The organism is Streptomyces sp. NPDC030840, assembly GCF_055572015.1.
Genome location: NZ_JBVIEE010000016.1, coordinates 56024 through 76683 on the forward strand (window position 1 = coordinate 56024; position 20660 = coordinate 76683).

Here is a 20660-nt window from a genome sequence, read left to right on the forward strand (position 1 = left end):
ATCAACCCCGTACGGCTCCCGTGCGGCGCGCGTGGTCGGCGAGTACCTCGTGGATCACGCGCCGGGCGTGGGCCGCCATGACCGGGTTCGAGTCCCGGTACGCCCGGAGTTCGAGGAGCGCGATCGACAGTGCCCATCCACGGCCGCGCGCCCAGCAGGCGTCGTCGGCGTCCACCCCGGCCCGGAAGGCGGCGCGCGCCCCGGCCGGCAGGACGTACCAGGCCACGATCAGGTCGACGGCGGGCTCGCCCAGGCCCAGGCAGCCGAAGTCGATGACCGCGCTGAGGCGGCCTCCGGCCAGCAGCATGTTCCCGGGCTGCAGGTCCGCGTGGATCCAGACCGGCGGGCCGGACCACGCGGGGGCGCGCAGGGAGGTCTCCCACGCGGCGGTCGCCGCGTCCGTGTCGATGATCCCCCGCAGCTCCGCCAGCGCGGCCCGGGTCTCCTGGTCCCGGGACGCGAGGTGCTCGGCGCGGTAGGACGGCGGACCGTCCGCGGGATCGACGCCCCGCAGCGCGGTCACGAACGAGGCCAGGTCCCTGGCGAGCGCGCCGGGTTCGGTGAGGCGCCCGACGGCCGGCGGCTCGCCGTCGAGCCAGCCGTAGACGGACCACGGCCACGCCTGGCCCTCCCCCGGCACGCCCTTCCCCAGCGGTACGGGAATGGCGACGGGAAGCCGGAGCGCGAGCCGCGGCAGCCACCGGTGCTCCTTCTCGACGTCGAGCGCGGCCCCGGGGGCGAGGGGCAGTCGGACCACCATGTCCTCACCCAGCCGGTACATGGCGTTCTGGGTTCCGGCGGAGCCGACTCGCTCGACGGGCAGGCCCGCCCACCGGGGAAACTGCGCGGTGAGCAGGCGGCGTACGAGGCCGGTGTCCGTGCGGGAGGCGGTGGTGTGCATCCGGTCATGGGAGCGGCCGGGCGCCGCGGACGTCAACCGGTTTGATCGGGTGGATGCTCGTCCGCGTCCTCTCCTGACCGGAGTACGAGGTGGCGGACAGCGGGGGACATCTGACACCCCCCTACGGCATCCGCGGCCCTCGTAGTCGCCGGCCGCCGGCGAAATTTCTGTTATCGGGCACCGGCTGCCGCGTCTCCGGTGCGGATGACGGATTTACCCCACCCGTCGTCCGCAGCACCCCCGGCTCTCTTCTCCCCCTCCGCCGGGGGTGCTTTCCTGTCCGCGCAAGGGCCGACTCCCCGGTGTGCGAGGCGTTGACCCCGTCACACGCCGCCGCCTACGTTGGGGCCGACTTGCTGTCCCTGTGCCGACGAGCCGGAAGGCCCCTTCCTTGCCCCAGCGTCCCGTGGCCCTGTTCGCCATGACCGCCGAGAACGTTCCCCGGGTCTTCCCACCGGACGTGATGGCTCGCCTGCGAGACGCCGTGGACATCGACCCCACTCTGGTCGCCGAGGACTTCGCCGACCCGCGGGTACGGGACGCGCTCGCCGGTACGGAGGTCCTCGTCACGGGCTGGGGGTGCCCCGCGGTCGACGGGGCGGTGCTCGACGCGGCACCGAAGCTGCGTGCGATCCTCCACTCCGCGGGCTCCGTGAAGGGCTTCACGACACCGGCGGTATGGGAACGCGGGATCAGGGTCTCCTCGGCGGCCGGCGCCAACGCGCTGCCCGTCGCCGAGTACACGCTCGCCATGATCCTGCTCGCGGGCAAGGACGTCTTCGTCAGCAGGGAGCGCCTGCGGACCGAACGCGTGCACCCCGGCTGGGAGGTCGTCCCCGGCATCGGCAACCACGGCCGGCGCGTCGGCATCGTCGGCGCCTCCCGCATCGGCCGCCGCCTCATCGAGCTGCTGCGCCCCTTCGACCTGCGGCCGAGCCTGACCGATCCGTACGTCGACGAGGCCGGGGCCGCGGCGCTCGGCGTCCCCCTGGTGCCGCTCGACGAACTCCTGCGCACCTCCGACATCGTCACCCTCCACGCCCCGGACACGCCCGAGACCCGGCATCTGGTCGGCCGTCGCGAACTCGCCCTGATGCCGGACGGATCGGTCCTCATCAACACCGCGCGCGGCGCGCTCGTCGACCACGACGCGCTCGCCGACGAGCTGCGCGCCGGGCGCCTCAGCGCGATCCTCGACGTCACCGACCCCGAGCCGCTGCCCGCCGACTCCCCGCTCCTCGACCTGCCGAACGCCTTCATCACCCCGCACCTCGCCGGCTCGCAGGGGAACGAGGTGGCCCGCCTGGGAGTCGCCGTCGTGGAGGAGGCGGAACGGCTGGCCGCCGGGCTGCCGCTGGCGCACGGGATCGAGGGGGCCGTGCTGGAGCGCATGGCTTGACGGGGTTTGCCTCGCCCCCGCCGCCCCTGCCCTCCCCCACTCTCGGCTTCGCTCGAGCGGGGGGACCCCCACCATCCCTGGGGGCTGCGCCCCCAGACCCCCGCGTATCGGCCTTCGGCCTCGTCCTCAAACGCCGGACGGGCTGGAAATCCAGCCCTACGGGGGCACCTCCCAGCGGTAGCTGGGGGAGTTTGAGGAGCGGGGTCCGGGGCGGAGCCCCGGGATGGGACGGGCAGGGGCGACGGGGGCGAAGAAGGACCCCCTCACCACCCACGCCCACCCCGGGGCATACCGTGAGGAGTGGAGCACCGAGCAGGGAGCGAGGAGAAACGGGATGGGCAGCCGCACCGCGCTGGTCGAGGATCTGATGGAACGGTTCCCGCACGTACCGCGGGAGGCCGTCTTCAAGGAGGACCTGCTCAGGGGCGGCGTGGCCTTCGACGCGTCGGCGCTGAGCGACAACGAGGACGGCGAGGTCAAGCCGAAGTCGTACTTCATCTTCTCCTTCGACCACGGCACCCTGCCCGAACTCGGCGAGGCCGCGCTGAGGCGCCCCCCGGAGGAGATCATCCTCACCGGAGGCCCCTACGACCTGCGCCGCACCGTCGTGTCCGTGCGCGTCAACCCGTCCTCGCCGTACCGGGTCGCCGCCGGAGAGGACGGGGTCCTCGGGCTCTACCTCGACGGGAAGCGCATCGCGGACGTCGGTGTGCCGCCGATGCCCGAGTACTACCGGCACACGCTCGCCAACGGGAAGTCCGTGATGGAGGTGGCTCCGACCATCCAGTGGGGCTACCTCATCTATCTGACAGTCTTCCGCGTGTGCCAGTACTTCGGCGCCAAGGAGGAGTGCCAGTACTGCGACATCAATCACAACTGGCGCCAGCACAAGGCGGCCGGGCGCCCGTACACCGGCGTCAAGGACGTCGAGGAGGTCCTGGAGGCGCTGGAGATCATCGACCGGTACGACACCGCGAAGGCGTCCACGGCGTACACGCTCACCGGTGGTGCCATCACCTCGAAGGTCGCCGGGCGTGACGAGGCCGACTTCTACGGGCACTACGCCAAGGCCATCGAGGAGCGGTTCCCCGGGCGGTGGATCGGCAAGGTGGTGGCCCAGGCGCTGCCCCGCGACGACGTGCAGCGCTTCAAGGACTACGGCGTCCAGATCTACCACCCCAACTACGAGGTGTGGGACCGGCGCCTCTTCGAGCTCTACTGCCCCGGCAAGGAGCGGTACGTCGGCCGTGACGAATGGCACCGGCGCATCCTCGACTCGGCGGAGGTGTTCGGCGCGCGCAACGTGATCCCCAACTTCGTCGCGGGCGTGGAGATGTCCGAACCCTTCGGCTTCACGACCGTGGACGAGGCCATCGCGTCGACGACGGAGGGGCTGCGCTTCTTCATGTCCCACGGGATCACACCCCGGTTCACCACCTGGTGCCCCGAGCCCACCACCCCGCTCGGCAAGGCGAATCCGCAGGGCGCGCCGCTGGAGTACCACATCCGGCTGCTGGAGGCCTACCGCGCCACCATGGACGACTTCGGGCTGTCGTCCCCGCCCGGATACGGCCCGCCCGGTCCCGGCCGCGCGGTCTTCTCCGTGAGCTCGTTCATGGACAGCCTGCCGGCCGACGAGCGCGTGGGCGCGTAGGCGCGGCGCCTTCCGAGGCTCACGAGCCCCCTTGCACGCCCCAGGGCGTGCAAGGGGGCTTGCTTTATCGAGTAACTTCTGTGGCGGGTGAGTCGATCGGTGCCGCCGTACGTACAACCCACCAGCCACGACCGGCGGTAACCACATTTGAACATGTGGCTTGTCAGTTGTGTGAGAACCGTGAAAAGCTCGGGGCCTGTCGTGAGACACCCCCAACTCCCTTGGTTCTAAGGCGAGTTGTCCTTTGCATTGTGGATGCGCACCGTTTCAGACGAACGCCCTTTGCTCTGTGGATGCAGGAGAACCATGCCCGACCTGCCGAAGCCCCAGGACGCCACCGAAGCCGCGCTGCTCTCGGAGTGCTGGGACGCGGTCCTCTCTTACGCCGACCTGTGCACCTCCGGGTCGGCCTCGGCCACTCAGCTGGCGACGGAGGCGTTCACGCACGGCATCCAGGAGGCCCGCGCCGACGAGGCCAGAGCCGGGCGGAGTGCGGGCCGGCGGGCGATGCGGCTGCCCAGGATCCCGTTCCTGCTGAGCTCGGTCCGCAGCACGGCCGCCTCCTGGGAGGCGCACGGGCGGGGCCCCCGCCTCGACCCCGACCTGCGGCTGTGGCTCAACTCCGACAAGGCCGCCCGCTACACCGGACCGCCCCTGCACCGGCCGCTCGCGCTGCGCGGCCTGAGCGACATGCAGGAGCCGGACGCCGCCCTGCTGTGGCTGGCCGAGGTGGAGGCGCTGCCGCTGCCCGTCGTGGCCCGGCGGCTCGGGCTCGACCCGGCGAACGCGGAGGGCGAACTCGCCCAGGTGCGGTCGCTGTTCCGGGAGCGCTGCCAGCGCGACCACCTCGACACGCCCATGGACGCGGAATGCCGCACCTACGCCCGGCTGCTGGACGCCGTCACCCGCTCGTCCGGCACGGAGACCCCCGAGGACCTCTCGCGCCACCTCGCCGTCTGCGTCGAGTGCGCCGAGGCCGCCGCATGCCTCCGGCTGCAGGGCGGCCAACTCGCCTCCGCGCTCGCCGGCGGCGTGATCGGCTGGGGCGGACACGCCTACCTGGAGCGCCGCCGCCGGGCCGCCGAGGCCGGGCTGATCCCGGGCCGCGCCGACCTGTCGGGAGCCGACCGGGGCCTGTCGCCGAGCAGGGAACACAAGCCCCGCGTCGGCCGCACCGGCATGCTGGTGGCCGCGGGAATCGTCTCCGTCCTGGCCCTCGCCGTCTCCCTCATGCCCTTCGACTCCGAGGGCGGCGAGCTGGCTCAGGGCGACCCGTCGAGCCGTCAGCCCGTCGCGGACCCGGACGTCTCGCTGCCGACCGTCGCGCCCCTGCCGTCCGACACCACGGGCGACCCCTCGGAGGCGCCACGCGCCGACGCCAGCCGCACGCCGTCCGGCGTCTCCGACCCGGCGCCGCAGGGCGAGGGCTCCTCCCCGGCACGAATATCCCACCGGCCGGTCGAGCCCGACGAGTCGGAGTCCTCCTGCCGCCTGCGCTATGAGATCGTCAACGAGTGGCCCGACGGCTTCCAGGCGACCGTCACGGTCACCTCCGCCAAGGCCCTCGACGACTGGCGCATCGGCTGGACCTTCAAGGACGGTCAGCGGATCACCCAGATGTGGGACGGCTCCTACGACCAGGACGCCGCCCGCGTGACGGCTACCGCCGCGGACTACAACCGGTCCGTGGACGCGGGGGGCACCTTCGGGGTGGGGTTCCTGGCTTCGTGGGAGGGGGACAACTCCGCGCCGGGTGACTTCACGTTGAACGGGCGGAGCTGTACGAAGGTGAGCTGACGCGCACCTGCCGCGTTGCTCCGGTCCTGCGGCTGCGGGTTGTCCGTGGGCGGTCGCGCAGTTCCCCGCGCCCCTGGCGGGGTGCGGCCCTCACCCCGAACGCCCCGTCCCGCATGCCCGCCCCCGCGTGCGCCCCGACACTGGGCCCATGCCGGGACGCATCGAGGACTACGCCCTCGTCGGGGACCTCCTCACCGCGGGGCTCGTGGGGCGGGACGGGAGCCTGGACTGGCTGTGTCTGCCGCGGTTCGACTCGCCCGCGTGCTTCGCCGCGCTGCTGGGGGGCCCGGACAACGGCCGCTGGCTGATCGCCCCGGCCGAGCCGGACGGCCCACGCGCCCGCCGCCGCTACCGCGGCGACACGCTCGTCCTCGACACCCAGTGGGAGACGGGCACCGGACAGGCCCTCGTCACCGACTTCATGCCGCCCCGCGAGGACGCCCCCTGCGTCGTCCGCGTCGTCGAGGGCCTGTCCGGCAGCGTCGACATGCGGGTGGACCTGCGGCTGCGCTTCGACTACGGGCGCGTCCTGCCCTGGATGCGCCGCGCGGACGGCGCCCTGACCGGGATCGCCGGACCGGAGTCGGTGTGGCTGCGTACCCCCGTGCGGCTCACCGGGCGCGGCGAGGCCCATACCGCCCGCTTCCGCGTCCGCGCCGGCGAACGGATCCCCTTCGTGCTGGCCTGGCACCCCTCCCACCTGCCCGCCCCCGGCCCCGTGGACGCCTTCGAGGCGCTGCGGGTCACGGAGACGTACTGGAGGGACTGGCTGCGCCCGCTGACGTACGACGGTCCCTACCGCGACGCGGTGGCCCGCTCCCTGATCACGCTCAAGGCCCTCACCTACGAGCCGACCGGCGGGATCGTCGCCGCCCCCACCACCTCCCTCCCCGAGGAGATCGGCGGCTCGCGCAACTGGGACTACCGCTACTGCTGGCTCCGCGACGCGGGCCTCACCCTGGAAGCGCTGCTGCGCAGCGGCTTCACCGCGGAGGCCGACGCCTGGCGGGGCTGGCTGGAACGGGCGGTGGCCGGGCGGCCGGGGGACGTCCAGATCATGTACGGCCTCGCGGGCGAACGCCGGCTCACCGAGTGGGAGGCCGACTGGCTGCCCGGGTACGAGGGCTCACGCCCCGTACGCATCGGAAACGCGGCCGCCGGACAGCGACAGCTCGACGTCCCCGGCGAGCTGATGGAGACCGTCCACCTCACCGTCCGCTCCGGACTGCGCCCCCGGCACCATCTGGTCTCTCTCCAGCAGCTCCTGCTCGACCACCTGGAAAGGGTGTGGACCGAACCCGACCAGGGGCTGTGGGAGATGCGCGGTGCCCCGCGCCACCACGTCCACTCCAAGGTGATGTGCTGGGTCGCCTTCGACCGTGCGGTCCGCCTCGCCGAGGAGCACGGGCGTCCCGGGCCCACAGGCCGCTGGCGCCGGGTCAGGGACCGTATCCGTGCCGAGGTGTGCGAGCGCGGCTTCGACCCCGCCCGCGGCACCTTCACCCAGGCCTACGGATCGGCCGGACTGGACGCGGCCCTGCTGCTCATCCCCCAGACCGGCTTCCTGCCCGCGGACGACCCCCGGGTCCTGTGCACCGTCGAGGCGGTACGGCGCGAACTCGCCGCCGACGGGCTGGTGCTGCGCTACTCCGCCGGCCGCGGCCTCTCCCCGGACGGGCTCGCCGGGCCCGAGGGCGCCTTCCTGGCCTGCTCCTTCTGGCTCGCGGACGCGCTGCTCCTGATCGGCCGCGAGGACGAGGCCCGCGAACTGTTCGAGCGGCTGCTGTCCCTGCGCAACGACGTCGGCCTGCTCGCCGAGGAGTACGACCCCGTGGCCCACCGCCAACTCGGCAACTTTCCCCAGGCGTTCACCCACGTCCCCCTCATCCGGGTGGCGTACGAACTCGGCGGGCACGCCGCCGAGCACCGGCGCGGAGTGCCGCGGAAAACCGGTTGACGCCGGTCCGTACGGCCCCGCTAGGGTGAGGCGCGAACCGCACGAGGAACGGAGGTGTTGACCGATGGCTGTCATTGCGATGGGCGCTGCCCACACTCAGGAATCCATCAAGTCCACCTCCGTGGTCACCGGCTGACACCTCGACGACTCCCGCGACTTCTCCGCGCGTGCGCGCGCCCGCCGGGGCCACCCTGTGAAGGGTCTCCCTTGACTTCCTCTGCTTCGCCCTCGTCCACTCCTTCGTCCTCGTCTGCGTCTACGGCTTCGTCTGCAGCTTCGTCTGCAGCTTCCTCTTCTCCCGCGGCTCACTCCTCCGCCGCTTTCCCGGCCCTGACGCCCTACGGCTGGGACCAGGCGTGGGCGGACGAGTTCGCCCCGTACGACGCCGAAGGGCTCGTCGCCGGGCGGGTGATCCGGGTCGACCGGGGGCAGTGCGACGTGATCACCGCCGACGGGGTCATGCGCGCCGACACCGCGTTCGTGACCCCGCACGATCCCCTGCGCGTCGTGTGCACCGGCGACTGGGTCGCCGTCGAACCCTCGGGCAGTCCCCGCTACGTACGCGCGTATCTGCCGCGCCGTACCGCCTTCGTGCGCTCCACCTCCTCCAAACGGTCCGAGGGGCAGATCCTCGCGGCCAACGTCGACCACGCGGTCGTCGCCGTGTCCCTCGCCGCGGAACTGGACCTCGGCCGCGTCGAACGGTTCCTGGCGCTCGCCTGGGAGTCGGGCGCGCAGCCCGTCGTGGTGCTGACCAAGGCCGACCTCGTGCCGGACGCCGTCACCCTGGCCCACCTCGTGCAGGACGTGGAGACGAGCGCGCCCGGAGTGCCGGTGCTGCCCGTCAGCGCCGCGCTCGGGGAGGGCCTGGACGTCCTCGCCGCGGTCATCTCCGGTGGGACGTCCGTACTGCTCGGGCAGTCCGGCGCCGGCAAGTCGACGCTCGCGAACGCGCTGCTCGGCGAGGACGTCATGGAGGTCCAGGCCACGCGTGACGTCGACGGCAAGGGCCGCCACACCACCACGACGCGCAACCTTCTCGCGCTGCCCGGCGGGGGCGTGCTCATCGACACGCCGGGGCTGCGCGGGGTGGGGCTCTTCGACGCCGGCACCGGGGTCGGCCAGGTGTTCTCCGAGATCGAGGAGCTGGCCGCCGAGTGCCGCTTCCACGACTGCGCGCACGTCGCGGAGCCGGGGTGCGCGGTCCTGGCCGCCGTCGACTCCGGCGGCCTCCCGCAACGGCGCCTCGACAGCTACCGCAAGCTGCTCCGCGAGAACCAGCGGATCGTCGCGAAGACGGACGCCAGGGTCCGGGCGGAGATCCGCCGGGAATGGAAGCGGAAGGGGGCGGAGGGACGCGCGGCGATGGAGGCCAAGAGGGGGCGCTGGATGTAGGTGGCCCGTCAATTTCAGCCCCTCCGGCGTTTGAGGAGCGGGGGTCCGGGGGCGGAGCCCCCGAAACGGGGCCAGGGGCGGTGCCCCGAGCGGGGTGGGCGGAGCCCCTGGGGGATGGGACGGGTGGGTAGGGGGCGGGGGCGAGAAACCCTCCGCCCCCCAACGTCGCGTCCGAAACCCGCCAGCCCCGCTGCGGACGATCCCGCAGACTGGACGACGTGATCGACGAAGAGACCAGGTACGAGGCCGTGCGCAGCAGGGACGCCCGGTTCGACGGGGAGTTCTTCTTCGCCGTGCGGACGACCGGGATCTACTGCCGCCCGAGCTGCCCCGCGGTGACGCCGAAGCGGCGCAACGTGCGGTACTACACGACCGCCGCGGCCGCCCAGCGCGCCGGATTCCGGGCCTGCCGCCGGTGCCGGCCGGACGCGGCGCCCGGCTCCGCCGAGTGGAACGTACGCGCCGATGTCGTCGGTCGTGCCATGCGCATGATCGGCGACGGCGTCGTCGACCGGGAGGGCGTCGCGGGGCTGGCCGGGCGCCTCGGGTACAGCGCCCGCCAGGTGCAGCGGCAGCTCACCGCCGAGGTCGGCGCGGGACCGGTGGCGCTGGCCCGCGCACAGCGGGCGCACACCGCGCGGGTGCTGTTGCAGACCACGGATCTGCCGATCACGGAGATCGCGTTCGCGTCCGGGTTCGCCAGCGTGCGGCAGTTCAACGACACGATCCGCGCCGTGTACGCCGCCACACCCACCGCGCTGCGCGCCGCGGCGCCGCGCCGGGGCGGTGCGGGCAGTCGGGCCGCCGCCCCGTCGGCGGGAATTCCGCTGCGGCTCGCCTACCGGGGACCGTACCGGTCCGGCGCCGTCTTCGATCTGCTGGCCGAGGAGGCGGTCGCGGGCGTCGAGGAGGTCAGCGGGCCTCCCGGGCGCCGCACCTACCGGCGCACGCTGCGACTGCCGTACGGCCACGGGGTCGTCGCGGTCGACGAACGGCCGGGCGGCGGGTCCGGCGGGGGTGGGAGTGACGGGTCGGGCGGGGGCCAGGAAGCCGGGCACGGTGGCTGGCTCGACGCGCGGATCCGGCTCGGCGACCCCCGTGACCTCACCACCGCCGTGCAGCGGCTGCGGCGGCTGTTCGACCTCGACGCCGACCCCTACGCCGTGGACGAGCGGCTCGGCCGCGACCCCCGGCTGGCCCCGCTGGTCGCCGCGCGCCCCGGCCTGCGGTCACCCGGCGCCGCCGACCCGGAGGAACTGGCCGTTCGTGCCGTCGTGGGCGTGGCGGAGGCCGAGCGGCTGGTACGCGGCTACGGGAAGGCCCTGGACGCCCCCTGCGGGACGCTCACCCATGTCTTCCCCGAGTCCGCCGCGCTGGCGGAGGCGGAGGGCGGCCGCGGCCTCCTCGGCGCGCTCGCCACCGCGCTGGCCGACGGGTCGCTGCGGCTCGACGCCGGGGCCGACCGGGACGCCGCGCAGGACGCGCTGCTCGCGCTCCCGGGCATGGACGCCGGGACGGTCGCCGTGATCCGTACCCGCGCCCTCGGTGATCCGGACGTCGCGCCCGCGGGTGTGGACGTCCCCGAGAACTGGCGTCCCTGGCGTTCGTACGCCCTCCATCACCTCAGGACCGCGCACAGTCCGGAGCGAGAGGAAACCGGAGTCTGACATGTCCGAGCTCACCTACTACACCGAGGTCGACAGTCCCGTCGGCCGGCTCCTCCTCACCGGTGACGGCTTTGGGGCCCTGACGTCCCTGTCCGTACCCGGGCAGAAGGGCGGGCGGGCCGTCCAGCCCGGGTGGCGGCACGCGCCGGGTGTCTTCCGCGCGGCGGAGGAGCAGCTCGGCGCGTACTTCGCCGGTGAACTCAAGGACTTCCGGCTGGAGTTGCGCGCTCGGGGTACGGCGTTTCGTGAGCGCGTGTGGGCTGCGCTGGACGAGGTTCCCTATGGGGCGACCACGACGTACGGGGACATCGCCGCGCGCATCGGGGCGTCCCGGGCGGCGGTTCGGGCGGTCGGCGGGGCGATCGGGGCGAACCCTCTGCTCATCGTCCGGCCGTGCCACCGGATCATCGGGGCGAGCGGTGCGCTGACGGGGTACGCGGGCGGCCTGGAGCGCAAGCTGCGGCTTCTGAGCCTTGAGGGTGGGGTTCCGGGCCAGTAGTGGGGCCAGGGGGATTCGCCCCCCGCCGCCCCTACCCGTCCCATCCCCGGGGCTCAGCCCCCAGGCAGCGGTGTGCATCGTGAAGTCGCAGGTCACGGGTCTGGTGTGAATGGCGAGTGGGGTACTCGTGCCGGTCGGCGGCTGATGACCATGGCGTAGATCATCGGGCAGGTCCGGCTCCGGCGGGATGCCGTGTTCGGCTGCGCTCACGACCGGCCCCCGCCTACGTCCGTCAGCAGGTCGACACACCGTGAGAACGCGGGAGGGCGCGGGGGATGCAGGAGCGGCAGTGGATCACCACCCGCCGGTGCGAACTGGACGCCCTCGCCGAGGAGTCGGCCAAGTAACTCCAGGAGGTCCAGGCCGAGCGGGATGAACTGGCGATCGCTGTTGGCGATCGTGGTGTCGCGCACGGAGCGGGTGTTGAACCGTCTGGCCGAGCAGGCCCTCGCCGGCGCCGGGACTGTCGCTCCGGTGCCGGCGAAGGTGGCCGGGCGGGCAGTCCTGCTCATCCCGCACCGCGGCGACACGGCCGACGAGGGCGCGCTGCCTGACGGCTACGGCAAGATCCTGGCGATCGTGCGTGAGCCGACGGCCCGGTGCAGGTCAGGGCGGTCGGCGAGCGGCTGGGCCTGGACGCCTCGGGGCGCGGCAAGCTGGAACCTCTGCGGGCGAAGATGACCAGGCTCGCCGACCGCGGCCGGCTGCACAAGCGGGGCGACGGGCGGTTCACGGCACGTCGGTAGTCGCGCGGGGCGCCCATAACTGACGGGCCCCCGACGGCAGTTGAGTTTGGCGTGAAGAAAAACAACAGTTCCGTCGAGGGCCCTGACGGCCTTGTCTGCACCGTGTTCCGGTTCGGCAAGGCATGAGCCGGACGTAGAGGAGTCGGCGAGGTGGCCGCTCGCGGGAGGCGCGGCCGCCGGCTTCATGTGGCGGGGATCACGTCGGGGAGAAAACCCGCGGGACGGCTCGGGCGTCTAGCGGGTGTGAGATCAGTCAGAGCAGCGCTGCACGAGTTGGACGAGGAGCGTCTCGTCCGGCTGGTGGCCAGAGGCGACTGTGCCGCGTTCGAGGAGCTGTACCGGCGGACGTCGCCGTGGATGGCGGTGCGGCTGCGGCGCCGGTGCGGGGACGAGCAGATCGTCGCAGAGGTCATGCAGGAGACCTACCTGGCGGTGTGGCGGGCGGCGGGGGCGTTCGCCGGGGCCGCGGTCGGAGGGTCGGCCACTGGCTGGCTGTGGACGATCGCGGCGCGCCGTCTGGTCGACGCGTTCCGCCGCAGGGCTCATCACGCGGAGCCGCCGCCCGCCGCCGCCACGGCCGAGGCGGCGCCCGCCGCGGAGGAGGAGGCGCTCGCGGCGACCGTCGGCGGTGATGTCGGGGACGCGTTGCGATGCCTCGCGCCGGAACTGAGACAGGTACTGCAGGCCATGGTGCTCGACGGGCTGTCCGTCCGGGAGACCGCGGTCCTGCTCGGGCTGCCCGAGGGCACGGTCAAGACCCGTGCGCGGCGGGCCCGGACCGCGATGCGGAGGGCGCTGGCATGAGTGGGGAACACGCGTCGAGGCGGATCATCGAGGGTTACGCGCGGGGCGGCGCCGACCTCGCCGCCGACGAGGTGTGGGCCGTAGAGGCCCATCTGGAGACGTGCCGGGGGTGCCGTGACCGGCTGTCGGCCGCTGTCGATGCCGGGGCGCCCGCCGTGGCAGCGCTGGTCGACACCGTGTGGTCCGGTCTCGAACCGCAGTTGGCGGTCACCGCCCCGATGCCGCACCGACCGCCCTGGTCGGCGCGTCTGTCGAGGTGGATGACGCCCACCATGGTGCCGTGGCTGGCCATGGTCGTGGCCGTGACGCTGCTCGCGCTGCTGCTCGACCTGGTCGGCACCGGTTCCGGCGAGGTGTCGCCGGTGCTGCTGCTGGCGCCGGTCCTGCCCGTGCTCGGTGTCGCGGCGTCGTGGTCCCGCGGTCTGGACCCGGCGTACGAACTGACCGCCTCGGTGCCCAGGGCCGGTCTCCGTCTGGTGCTGCGGCGCACCGCGTCCGTGCTCGCCGTGGTCGTCCCCGCGCTGCTGGTGGGCGGATGGGCGACGGGGGTGATGGTGGCTCAGTGGCTGCTGCCCTGTCTGGCCTTCACCTCGACGACCCTGGCTCTTGGGGGTGTTGTCGGCGTGACCCGCGCCGCTGTCTCACTGGCGGCCGTGTGGGCCGCCGTGGTCGTGGCGCCGACCCTCGCCACCAGCCGTACGACCTTCGCGCTCCAGACGGGCGGTCTGCCCGTGTGGGCGCTGATCCTCGCACTCGGCATCGGTGTCGTGATCGCCCGAAGGGGCGCCTACACCGTGCTGGGAGCCCATCGATGACCACAGGAAAGGAACACCACATGACGTCCGCGGTGAACGCGCCCGACATCGCACCGACGGCCTACGCCTGGGAGATCCAGGCCACCGGGCTGAAGGTCAGGGTCGGCAGGAAGCGAATGGCCGTCGACGGCCTCGACCTGTCCCTGGGCACCGGCGTGCACGGACTCCTCGGCCCCAACGGGGCGGGCAAGACCACCCTCATCCGGACGCTGGCCACCGTGCTGCGCCCCACCGAGGGCGCCCTGGAACTGCTCGGCGAGTCCGTGGGCGGTACGGGCGAGCTCCGTGCGCTGCGCCGCCGGATCGGCTATCTGCCGCAGGAGTTCGGCTACTACAAGCGCTTCACGGTGCGCGAGTTCGTGGAGTACATGGCTTGGCTGAAGGAGGTGCCCAAGGCGGAGATCCCCGCGGCGGTGCAGCGCGCCGTGGAGCGGGTGGGTCTGGCGGACCGCGCCGACGACAGGATGAAGGCGCTGTCAGGCGGCATGGTGCGCAGGGTCGGCATCGCGCAGGCCATCGTCAACGACCCGACGATCCTGCTGCTGGACGAGCCGACGGTCGGCCTGGACCCGGCACAGCGGCTGCGCTTCCGCGAACTGCTGCAGGAACTGGGCAAGGACACCTGCGTGGTCGTCTCGACCCATCTGGTGGAGGACGTCGCCGCCGCCTGCACCGACGTGGTGCTCTTCGCCGAGGGCCGGCTGGTCTTCCAGGGCACCCCGGACGAACTGGCCGCGGCGGGCGGCCCCGAGCACGTGGGCGACAGCCCGCTGGAGCGCGGCTACTCGGCGCTGCTCCTCAAACCCCAGCAGGAAAGGGGTAGTTGGTGAACGTCCGCGTCCTTCGCACCGAGCTGAAGCGCTCGGTCGCCCCGTGGGCCGGCGTCGTCGTCCTGACGACCGCGCTGACGTTCCTGTATCTGCCCAACGCCGCGTGGTCGCTGGGCACCACGGCCTGGACGGCCCAGTGGACGTCCCTGGCCATGTGGACCCGCGGCCTGCTGTTCTATCTGTGGCCACTCGCCGTGGGACTCGGCGCTCTGCAGGGCCTGCGCGACCACCGTTCGAAAATGACCGAGCTGCTCACGACCACATCGCGTCCCGCCTGGCACCGCGCGGCCAAGCCGGCGGGCGCGACGGCGATCACGCTGGCGTCGGCCTATGCACTGCTCGTCCTCGTGGGCGGGGTTCAAGTGCTCGCCCACACCGAGTACATGCACCTCGGGTGGCTGCCGATCTCGCTGGTGGGGGCGCTCTTCCTGGTCGCGGGCGCCGTGCTGGGCATGGGCGCCGGGCGGGCCCTGCCGTCCGTGCTCACCCCGCCCGTGCTGGCCATGGTCGCCTTGGTGTTCACGGCCCTCATGCACATGTCGTTGGGCCGGACCCGGACGACCACGGGGGACGGGGTGACGAGCACGGAGCCGAATCTGCTCTCCCTGCTGTCACCCGAGGTGGAAGAGGTCAGCAACGTGCTCGTCACGGTCTCCGCCTCCGTGCACGTCGGGCAGACGATCTGGCTGCTCGGGATGGCCGCGACCGGGTTCGCGCTGCTGGTCGCCGCGACCCCACGCGCCCGGCTGGTCGCCCTGACGCCCGTCCTGGCGGGCGCCGCGCTCGCCTTGCTCGTCCTGCCCTCCGACCCGCGCCGGATGTACGTCGTCGACGAGGCCGCCGCCGAGTTGGTGTGCGACGGCCCGGTGTGTGTGACCAGTGCCCACCGCGACCGACTCGCCGACCTGGAGGGCCCCGCCAAGGAGGCGCTGCGACTGCTGCACATCGCCCTGGGTGACCGGGCACCGGACTCGGTCCGCGAGAACACCGCCGTACTGCCGAAGGGCGCCACGCCGCAATGGTCCCGCAGGACTGTGCTCCTCGACTTCGACGACGACATCATCGCCGCCGCGAAGGGCGAGGAGCTGACCCGGGCGCTGATCGCCAAAGGCATGGTGCCGGGGTGTGATCCTGTCGGCTGGACCAGCGTGGGAGGAGACCTGTACGCGCAGACCGTCGCGGCCGGCTGGGTCCTCGGCGACCTCAAGCCACTCCCCGGCACGCTGTCGGCCGTTCTGCGCCGCGAGGTCGACGCAGAGAGCCGCTCGGTGTGGAAGGAACTCAAGGCGCTTCCGCCGGCCGAGCAGCTCACACGGATCAATACGATGCGCACAGCCGCGCACTCCTGCAAGGGCGACGCGTTCGACGCGCTGAGCGGCGGTGCGTCCCGGTGAGATGGCTGACGCTGTACGCGCGCTCGCGGCAGGTGCCCGCGTCGCTCGCCGCTGTCGTGATCAGCGCGGTGGCGGTCTGGGCACTCGGCCGAGGCGGGGATGAGGGGCCCGCTGACCCGCGGCTCCCCGTGCTGGTCCTCGCTGCGGGGGCGATGGCGGCCTCGACCGGGCTCGGCGGGCAGGACCCGGCGCTGGACCGGACGGCCGCGATCCGCTGGGTGCCCCGCAGGGCAGGGCATGTGCTGCTCGCGGGCGCTGTCGTCGCCGCGGTGCTGATGGCCGTGCAGACGATGGGCGAGGACATGGCCACCACCGCGTTCGTCGTCCGGGACGCTGCGGGCCTGATGGGACTGGCCGCCCTGGGCGCGGCGCTCTCAGGCGGCCCGTACGCGTGGACGCTGCCGTTCGCCTGGGTCTCGTTCTCGTTCTTCGCCCCGCCGGTGACGAGTACGCCGATGCAGGTGGCGACCTGGATGCTGCTGCCACCCGGCACGGCGGCGGGTACCTGGACGGCCCTGGGCCTCGCGGCCGCCGGGACGGCCGCCTATGCGGTCGCGGGACCGAGACGGTGAGCGGACCCGCTCAGGGTCGGGTTGTCGTCGTTCGGAAAGGCCATGCTCCGCCGCCCTGGCGATCTCGGCGCGCAGCCCGCCACAGTCGGCCATCGGTGGTGCCCTGTGCGGTGTCGTGGAAGTACGCGTTCTTGACGGAGAGGTTGTAGCCCATGAGGCGGACGGCGGCGGCGACGTTGGGGTCGGAGGCGGAGTAGTTGGCGCTGCCTTCGTTGATCTTCCAAGTGGTGTGCTCGAGTTCGACGCAGGCCTTCAGGTTGTCCACGGCACCCGAGCCGCCCGGCCAGTTGTTGAAGGCGGTGGACTGGATCTCGGGCCGGACTTCGCCTCCCATGAAGGCGGTGGTCCACCGGTTCTCCATCCCGTGCTCCAGGGCCTTCTGCAGCTGAGCCCAGGACGCTCCGCCCATCGACTGAGGGAGCGTGACGCCCTGTGCCGGGTCGCCTTCGCGGTAGCAGAAGGAGTCGTCGTGGTAGCCGATGGCCGGAAGGTTGTCTGCGGCGCCTCCGGCGGACGCCGGGTACCCGGTCGTGAGCGCAGCCGAACACGGCATCCCGCCGGAGCCGGACCTGCCCGATGATCTACGCCATGGTCATCAGCCGCCGACCGGCACGAGTACCCCACTCGCCATTCACACCAAACCCGTGACCTGCGACTTCACGATGCACACCGCTCAGGGGACGGATGGGGGTCCCCCCCGCTCGAGCGAAGCCGAGAGCGGGGGAGGGTGGGGGCGGCGGGGGCGCAACAACCCCGGCCACTCACCCCTCCGCCGGCAACCCCCACCTCGGCGCGTCCTCGTTCGGCCGCACCGGCGCGACCGTCAGGTCCGGCCGGTCGCCCCGCGCGGTGATCAACGCGGACTCACCCTTTCCCAGAGCGATACGGATCGCACCCTCACCCGCGTCCGAGTAGCGCAACCGCCGCCCCGACCCGTCCCGCACATCGACCGCCCCCTCGATCCCGTGCCGCACGACGCACGGCGCCCCCGCCTCACTGGTCAGCCGGATCCAGCGGGTCACACCGCCCTTCCGCACCGCGGAGAGCAGGAAGGCACCCTGCGTGCGGAAGTCGTGGACGGTCAGGTCCGCCCACGCGGCCGGCAGCGCGGGGAAGACGCGGATGACGCCGCCCCAGGACTGGCAGATCATGTCGTGCAGGGACTGCGCGGCCGACAACGGTGTCTCGATGACCGGGCCCGACTCCTTGTACATGGTGTTGGGCTGGATGAAGCGGGACATGAGCTGGCCGAGATAGCCCAGCGCGTCCTCACCCTTGCCGAGCAGCGCCGACATGGAGGCCGCGCCGGTGAACGTGTACCCCTGGAGCGCGCCCTCGAAGCCCACCCAGTGAGCCAGCGACTTCTCGATCAGGGCCCGTTCGTCGGGGGTGCGGCCGGTCACCTCGTACAGGGGGTACACGGCGAGCAGATGCGAGTAGTGGCGGTGCGACTTCGCGAAGGGGATGTCCGCGCCGATCATGTACCCGTTCGCGTCGGTCGGATACGGCGCCCGCTTGGCCAGCACCTCGCGCCAGCGCGGCGCCAGCTCGTCGTTGATGCCGAGGATTTCGGCGGAGTCCAGCAGCGTACGGCAGCCCCAGGTCAGCAGCATCAGGTCGTAGTTGCAGTCCCGTGAGTTGCCGCCGTACTCGGGGGAGAAGGTCGCGGGCAGGTGCAGCCTGCCGTCCGGGCCGGGCTCCAGGAAGTGCAGGTAGTAGTTGACCGCCTTGCGGAGCAGGGGGAAGAGCACGTCCCTCAGGATCGACCTGTCCATGGTGTGGCGGTAGCTGAGCCAGACGTTGTGCAGGGCCCAGGTGAGGTTGCCGACCTCGGGGGTCGGCGGGTCCTGGCCGGGGATGCCGACGCCGTACCCCATGAGCGTGCTCTGCGCGCCGTTGACCAGGTGCGGGTCCGTGGTGCGCGGAATGCCCATCGAGTCGGCGTCGTACGGGGCGGCCACCTCCTTGACCAGGTTCTCCCGGAACTCGCTGAGCGACCGGGTGATCGCGTCGAGTTCGAGGTGGTTGGAGCCGTGGATGAGCCAGTACTCCAGCTGCGCGTTGAGGTTCCACCAGGTGTTGGGCCACGGCGTGGACTCCAGCCAGGGCCCGCAGGTCGCCATCACGGGTGCGTCGCGGCGCGCGGCGGACGCCGTCTTGTACAGCTGGATCCAGTAGAAGCGCTGGATGCGGGCGTCGGGCAGCGACAGGAAGCTCTTGCGGTAGTAGGCGTGCCACCAGGCGCGGTGCGTCAGCGCCGTCTGCGCGTAGGGGAGCTTTGAGGCGTCCCGGACCGTGCGCACCGCCTGCCGCAGCGCCGTGCTCCGCGGGTACGAGTACGCCACGTTCACGTACAGCGTCCGGCCGGCGCCCCACGTCCGCTCCCGCCACGCCGTCACGTGCTGCCCGCCGGACAGCAGGGGCTGTACGGACGTGGAGACGCCGTCCTGCTCGCCGACCTCGGCGGGCGGATTGCCCTGGTAGCCGTCGGGCAGCGGCCTGAACGCGGCGCGCGGGCTGATCGCCTCCGCCGGATGGAACACCCACTGGAAGCCGCGCTCGCCCGCGCTGGGCGTCACCTCCACGGCGAGCACCGAGCGGGAGGTGTGCACCAGGGCCCGGATCGTGAGGGTGCCCCGGTCGGTGGTGAGCGTGCCGGTGAGCTCCGCGTCGCGCAGCCGCAGCCGCCAGTCCAGGCCCGTGATGCGGCCCACGGGCTCCAGCGTGAAGTGGCCGATCGGGAGCCGGGCCAGCCCGAACAGCGAGCCGAACTCGGGGCGGTGGTCCTGGACCTCGGAGTGCTGCACGTTGAAGCGCACCGCCCGGAACGTGCCGTCCTGCTGGTCGTCGCCGGGCTCCGCGTAGATGCCGGAGCCGAGGAAGCCGTTGCCGAGGAACGGGCCCTCGTACCAGGTCGTCGGCATACGCTGCCAGACCAGGTCGGCGTCGTCGAGGACCGTGCGCCAGGGGTCGGAAGGGGAGAGTTCCGGGGCGGAGGGTCCGGAGCCGGACGGTTCGGGGGCTTCGGGAGCGGCCGCGCTCGCCGGGGCCGGGAGCCCTCCGGCGAGAAGTGTTCCGCCGAGGGCGGTACCAGTGGCGAGGACAGTACGTCTGGAGGGGCTGGGCAACGCGTCGGACGGGCGGGGCATGGTGCCTCCCGGCGGCTCGAACGGCATGATGCGTACGGTGATTGGCGATGATTCATCGGAGCTATCCCGCGAGGCAACGTAGAGAAGGTGCGTGTGCTCGTCAACAGGGAGAGAGAGATCCGATGTGTGAAGTAGCCCTGAACGGCGGGTCGTCAACCCCAGATCACCGCACACATCCAGGTCATCGCGATCAGCAGGCAGGCGAACAGTTCCGTCAGCACGCTCCAGCCACCGGACCGCATCGCGGTGCGCAGCGCCGCCCTGGCCTCGCGGTGGCGGCCGAGCCGCAGCCGTTCGGAGAGGTAGATACCGGCCATGAAACCGGGTATCGCCCCGACCACCGGTATCAGACAGAAGCCGAGAAGCGCTCCGGCCCCGGCGAACACCGCCATGCGGGGGGTGGCGCCGCTCGCCCGCAGCCGCCGCGGTGGCAGGATCCACCGGACCGCCTGGGAGAGCAGCATGACCACGGTGGCGCCCACGAGCACGAACCAGGCGAGACCACTGGTGTCCTCCAGCGCCCACCACGCGACCGCGGCCCACACCAGCCATGATCCCGGTACGCCGGGCACCAGCACTCCGCAGAGGCCGAGCAGGAGCACCACCCCGACCAGGAGGAGTTGCCACGCTCCCATAAGCCCAGGGTGCTGGAGCGGGAGGGGAGACGCAGGTCGCGAGAGCCCGGACCGTGGTCAGTCCCGTGTCTCTCAGGAGAATGCCTCCGCATCACAGGGGAACCCCAGGAGCGTGGGTCACACTCAGGGCGAACGCCGGGGCCGCTCACACGCCGCCGGGCGGTTCTCCTGTGGGGGGTGGGACCGCCCGGCGGTACGCCGCGCCGGACGGTGCGCCGGGGTCTGGAATCACCGGAGGTCGCACGGCAGTTCGAGACTGTCTCCCAGGTGTCGTTCCGGGTCAGCCGCCTGGCCGGTTTTTCCGGAAGCCCCGTTTTCATCCGGCTCCCGCGGTGGACAATTACGGGCATGAGCCAGCAGGGGGAGAGGCCCACCGGTCACGATGACGACTGGTGGGGGCAGTTGTACGACGACTCCACCGACGACACGGGGCCCACGGCCGCGGC

18 protein-coding genes are annotated in these 20660 nt (G+C 72.4%); 13 read left to right on the top strand and 5 right to left on the bottom strand.

Annotated elements, in window-relative coordinates:
- Position 1 precedes the first annotated feature (1 nt).
- The gene (locus ACZ49J_RS29665) at positions 2-901 is read right to left on the bottom strand and encodes an aminoglycoside phosphotransferase family protein (protein ID WP_467453419.1); all 900 of its coding nucleotides are present in this window, start codon (positions 899-901) and stop codon (positions 2-4) included.
- Positions 902-1292: 391 nt separating this feature from the next.
- On the opposite strand from ACZ49J_RS29665, the gene ACZ49J_RS29670 reads away from it, so the two are divergent.
- The 7 genes from ACZ49J_RS29670 to ACZ49J_RS29700 all read left to right on the top strand — a co-directional run bounded on the left by ACZ49J_RS29670 (position 1293) and on the right by ACZ49J_RS29700 (position 11269).
- Entirely contained in the window at positions 1293-2300 is a 1008-nt protein-coding gene (locus ACZ49J_RS29670) for a hydroxyacid dehydrogenase (RefSeq protein ID WP_467453418.1), read from the top strand.
- 334 nt (positions 2301-2634) lie between these two features.
- Positions 2635-3954 (top strand): radical SAM protein, encoded by a 1320-nt coding sequence (locus ACZ49J_RS29675; protein WP_467453417.1) that lies wholly within the window; start codon positions 2635-2637, stop codon positions 3952-3954.
- A 306-nt stretch (positions 3955-4260) separates the two neighbouring features.
- Positions 4261-5751 carry a cellulose binding domain-containing protein gene (locus ACZ49J_RS29680; RefSeq protein ID WP_467453416.1) on the top strand — a complete coding sequence of 497 codons (1491 nt, stop codon included), beginning with the start codon at positions 4261-4263 and terminating at the stop codon, positions 5749-5751.
- A 148-nt stretch (positions 5752-5899) separates the two neighbouring features.
- The gene (locus ACZ49J_RS29685; protein ID WP_467453415.1) at positions 5900-7708 is read left to right on the top strand and encodes a glycoside hydrolase family 15 protein; all 1809 of its coding nucleotides are present in this window, start codon (positions 5900-5902) and stop codon (positions 7706-7708) included.
- A gap of 330 nt (positions 7709-8038) precedes the next feature.
- Positions 8039-9103, top strand: coding sequence for a ribosome small subunit-dependent GTPase A (gene rsgA, locus ACZ49J_RS29690; RefSeq protein ID WP_467453481.1), 1065 nt, complete (start codon positions 8039-8041; stop codon positions 9101-9103).
- A gap of 221 nt (positions 9104-9324) precedes the next feature.
- On the top strand, positions 9325-10770 hold the full coding sequence (locus ACZ49J_RS29695) for a DNA-3-methyladenine glycosylase 2 family protein (RefSeq protein ID WP_467453480.1): 1446 nt from the start codon (positions 9325-9327) through the stop codon (positions 10768-10770).
- A gap of 1 nt (position 10771) precedes the next feature.
- Positions 10772-11269, top strand: coding sequence for a methylated-DNA--[protein]-cysteine S-methyltransferase (locus ACZ49J_RS29700; protein WP_467453414.1), 498 nt, complete (start codon positions 10772-10774; stop codon positions 11267-11269).
- Between the two features lie 206 nt (positions 11270-11475).
- Here the strand turns inward: ACZ49J_RS29700 and ACZ49J_RS29705 are convergent, their stop codons facing one another.
- Positions 11476-11682, bottom strand: coding sequence for a hypothetical protein (locus ACZ49J_RS29705; RefSeq protein ID WP_467453413.1), 207 nt, complete (start codon positions 11680-11682; stop codon positions 11476-11478).
- A 10-nt stretch (positions 11683-11692) separates the two neighbouring features.
- Between ACZ49J_RS29705 and ACZ49J_RS29710 the strand changes: the two genes are divergently transcribed.
- The 6 genes from ACZ49J_RS29710 (at position 11693) to ACZ49J_RS29735 (ending at position 16430) form a co-directional block, all read left to right on the top strand.
- Entirely contained in the window at positions 11693-11950 is a 258-nt protein-coding gene (locus ACZ49J_RS29710) for a hypothetical protein (RefSeq protein ID WP_467453412.1), read from the top strand.
- 308 nt (positions 11951-12258) lie between these two features.
- Positions 12259-12819: an RNA polymerase sigma factor gene (locus ACZ49J_RS29715; protein ID WP_467453411.1), complete on the top strand. Its 561-nt coding sequence runs from the start codon at positions 12259-12261 to the stop codon at positions 12817-12819.
- Positions 12816-13634, top strand: a complete 819-nt coding sequence (locus tag ACZ49J_RS29720; RefSeq protein ID WP_467453410.1) for a zf-HC2 domain-containing protein — start codon at positions 12816-12818, stop codon at positions 13632-13634. Before ACZ49J_RS29715 ends, ACZ49J_RS29720 begins: the two co-directional genes overlap by 4 nt.
- The gene (locus ACZ49J_RS29725; protein WP_467453409.1) at positions 13631-14464 is read left to right on the top strand and encodes an ABC transporter ATP-binding protein; all 834 of its coding nucleotides are present in this window, start codon (positions 13631-13633) and stop codon (positions 14462-14464) included. The genes ACZ49J_RS29720 and ACZ49J_RS29725 overlap by 4 nt, the downstream gene beginning before the upstream one ends.
- Positions 14461-15858 carry a hypothetical protein gene (locus tag ACZ49J_RS29730; protein ID WP_467453408.1) on the top strand — a complete coding sequence of 466 codons (1398 nt, stop codon included), beginning with the start codon at positions 14461-14463 and terminating at the stop codon, positions 15856-15858. Before ACZ49J_RS29725 ends, ACZ49J_RS29730 begins: the two co-directional genes overlap by 4 nt.
- Entirely contained in the window at positions 15855-16430 is a 576-nt protein-coding gene (locus ACZ49J_RS29735) for a hypothetical protein (protein WP_467453407.1), read from the top strand. Before ACZ49J_RS29730 ends, ACZ49J_RS29735 begins: the two co-directional genes overlap by 4 nt.
- Positions 16431-16440: 10 nt before the next feature.
- Here ACZ49J_RS29735 and ACZ49J_RS29740 read toward each other — a convergent pair whose 3' ends face one another.
- From ACZ49J_RS29740 to ACZ49J_RS29750, 3 genes are all read right to left on the bottom strand, one after another.
- Positions 16441-16983, bottom strand: coding sequence for a hypothetical protein (locus tag ACZ49J_RS29740; RefSeq protein ID WP_467453406.1), 543 nt, complete (start codon positions 16981-16983; stop codon positions 16441-16443).
- 208 nt (positions 16984-17191) lie between these two features.
- The gene (locus tag ACZ49J_RS29745; RefSeq protein ID WP_467453405.1) at positions 17192-19606 is read right to left on the bottom strand and encodes a glycosyl hydrolase family 95 catalytic domain-containing protein; all 2415 of its coding nucleotides are present in this window, start codon (positions 19604-19606) and stop codon (positions 17192-17194) included.
- Positions 19607-19731: 125 nt separating this feature from the next.
- Positions 19732-20214, bottom strand: a complete 483-nt coding sequence (locus ACZ49J_RS29750) for a DUF456 domain-containing protein (protein WP_467453404.1) — start codon at positions 20212-20214, stop codon at positions 19732-19734.
- Positions 20215-20660: the final 446 nt, after the last annotated feature.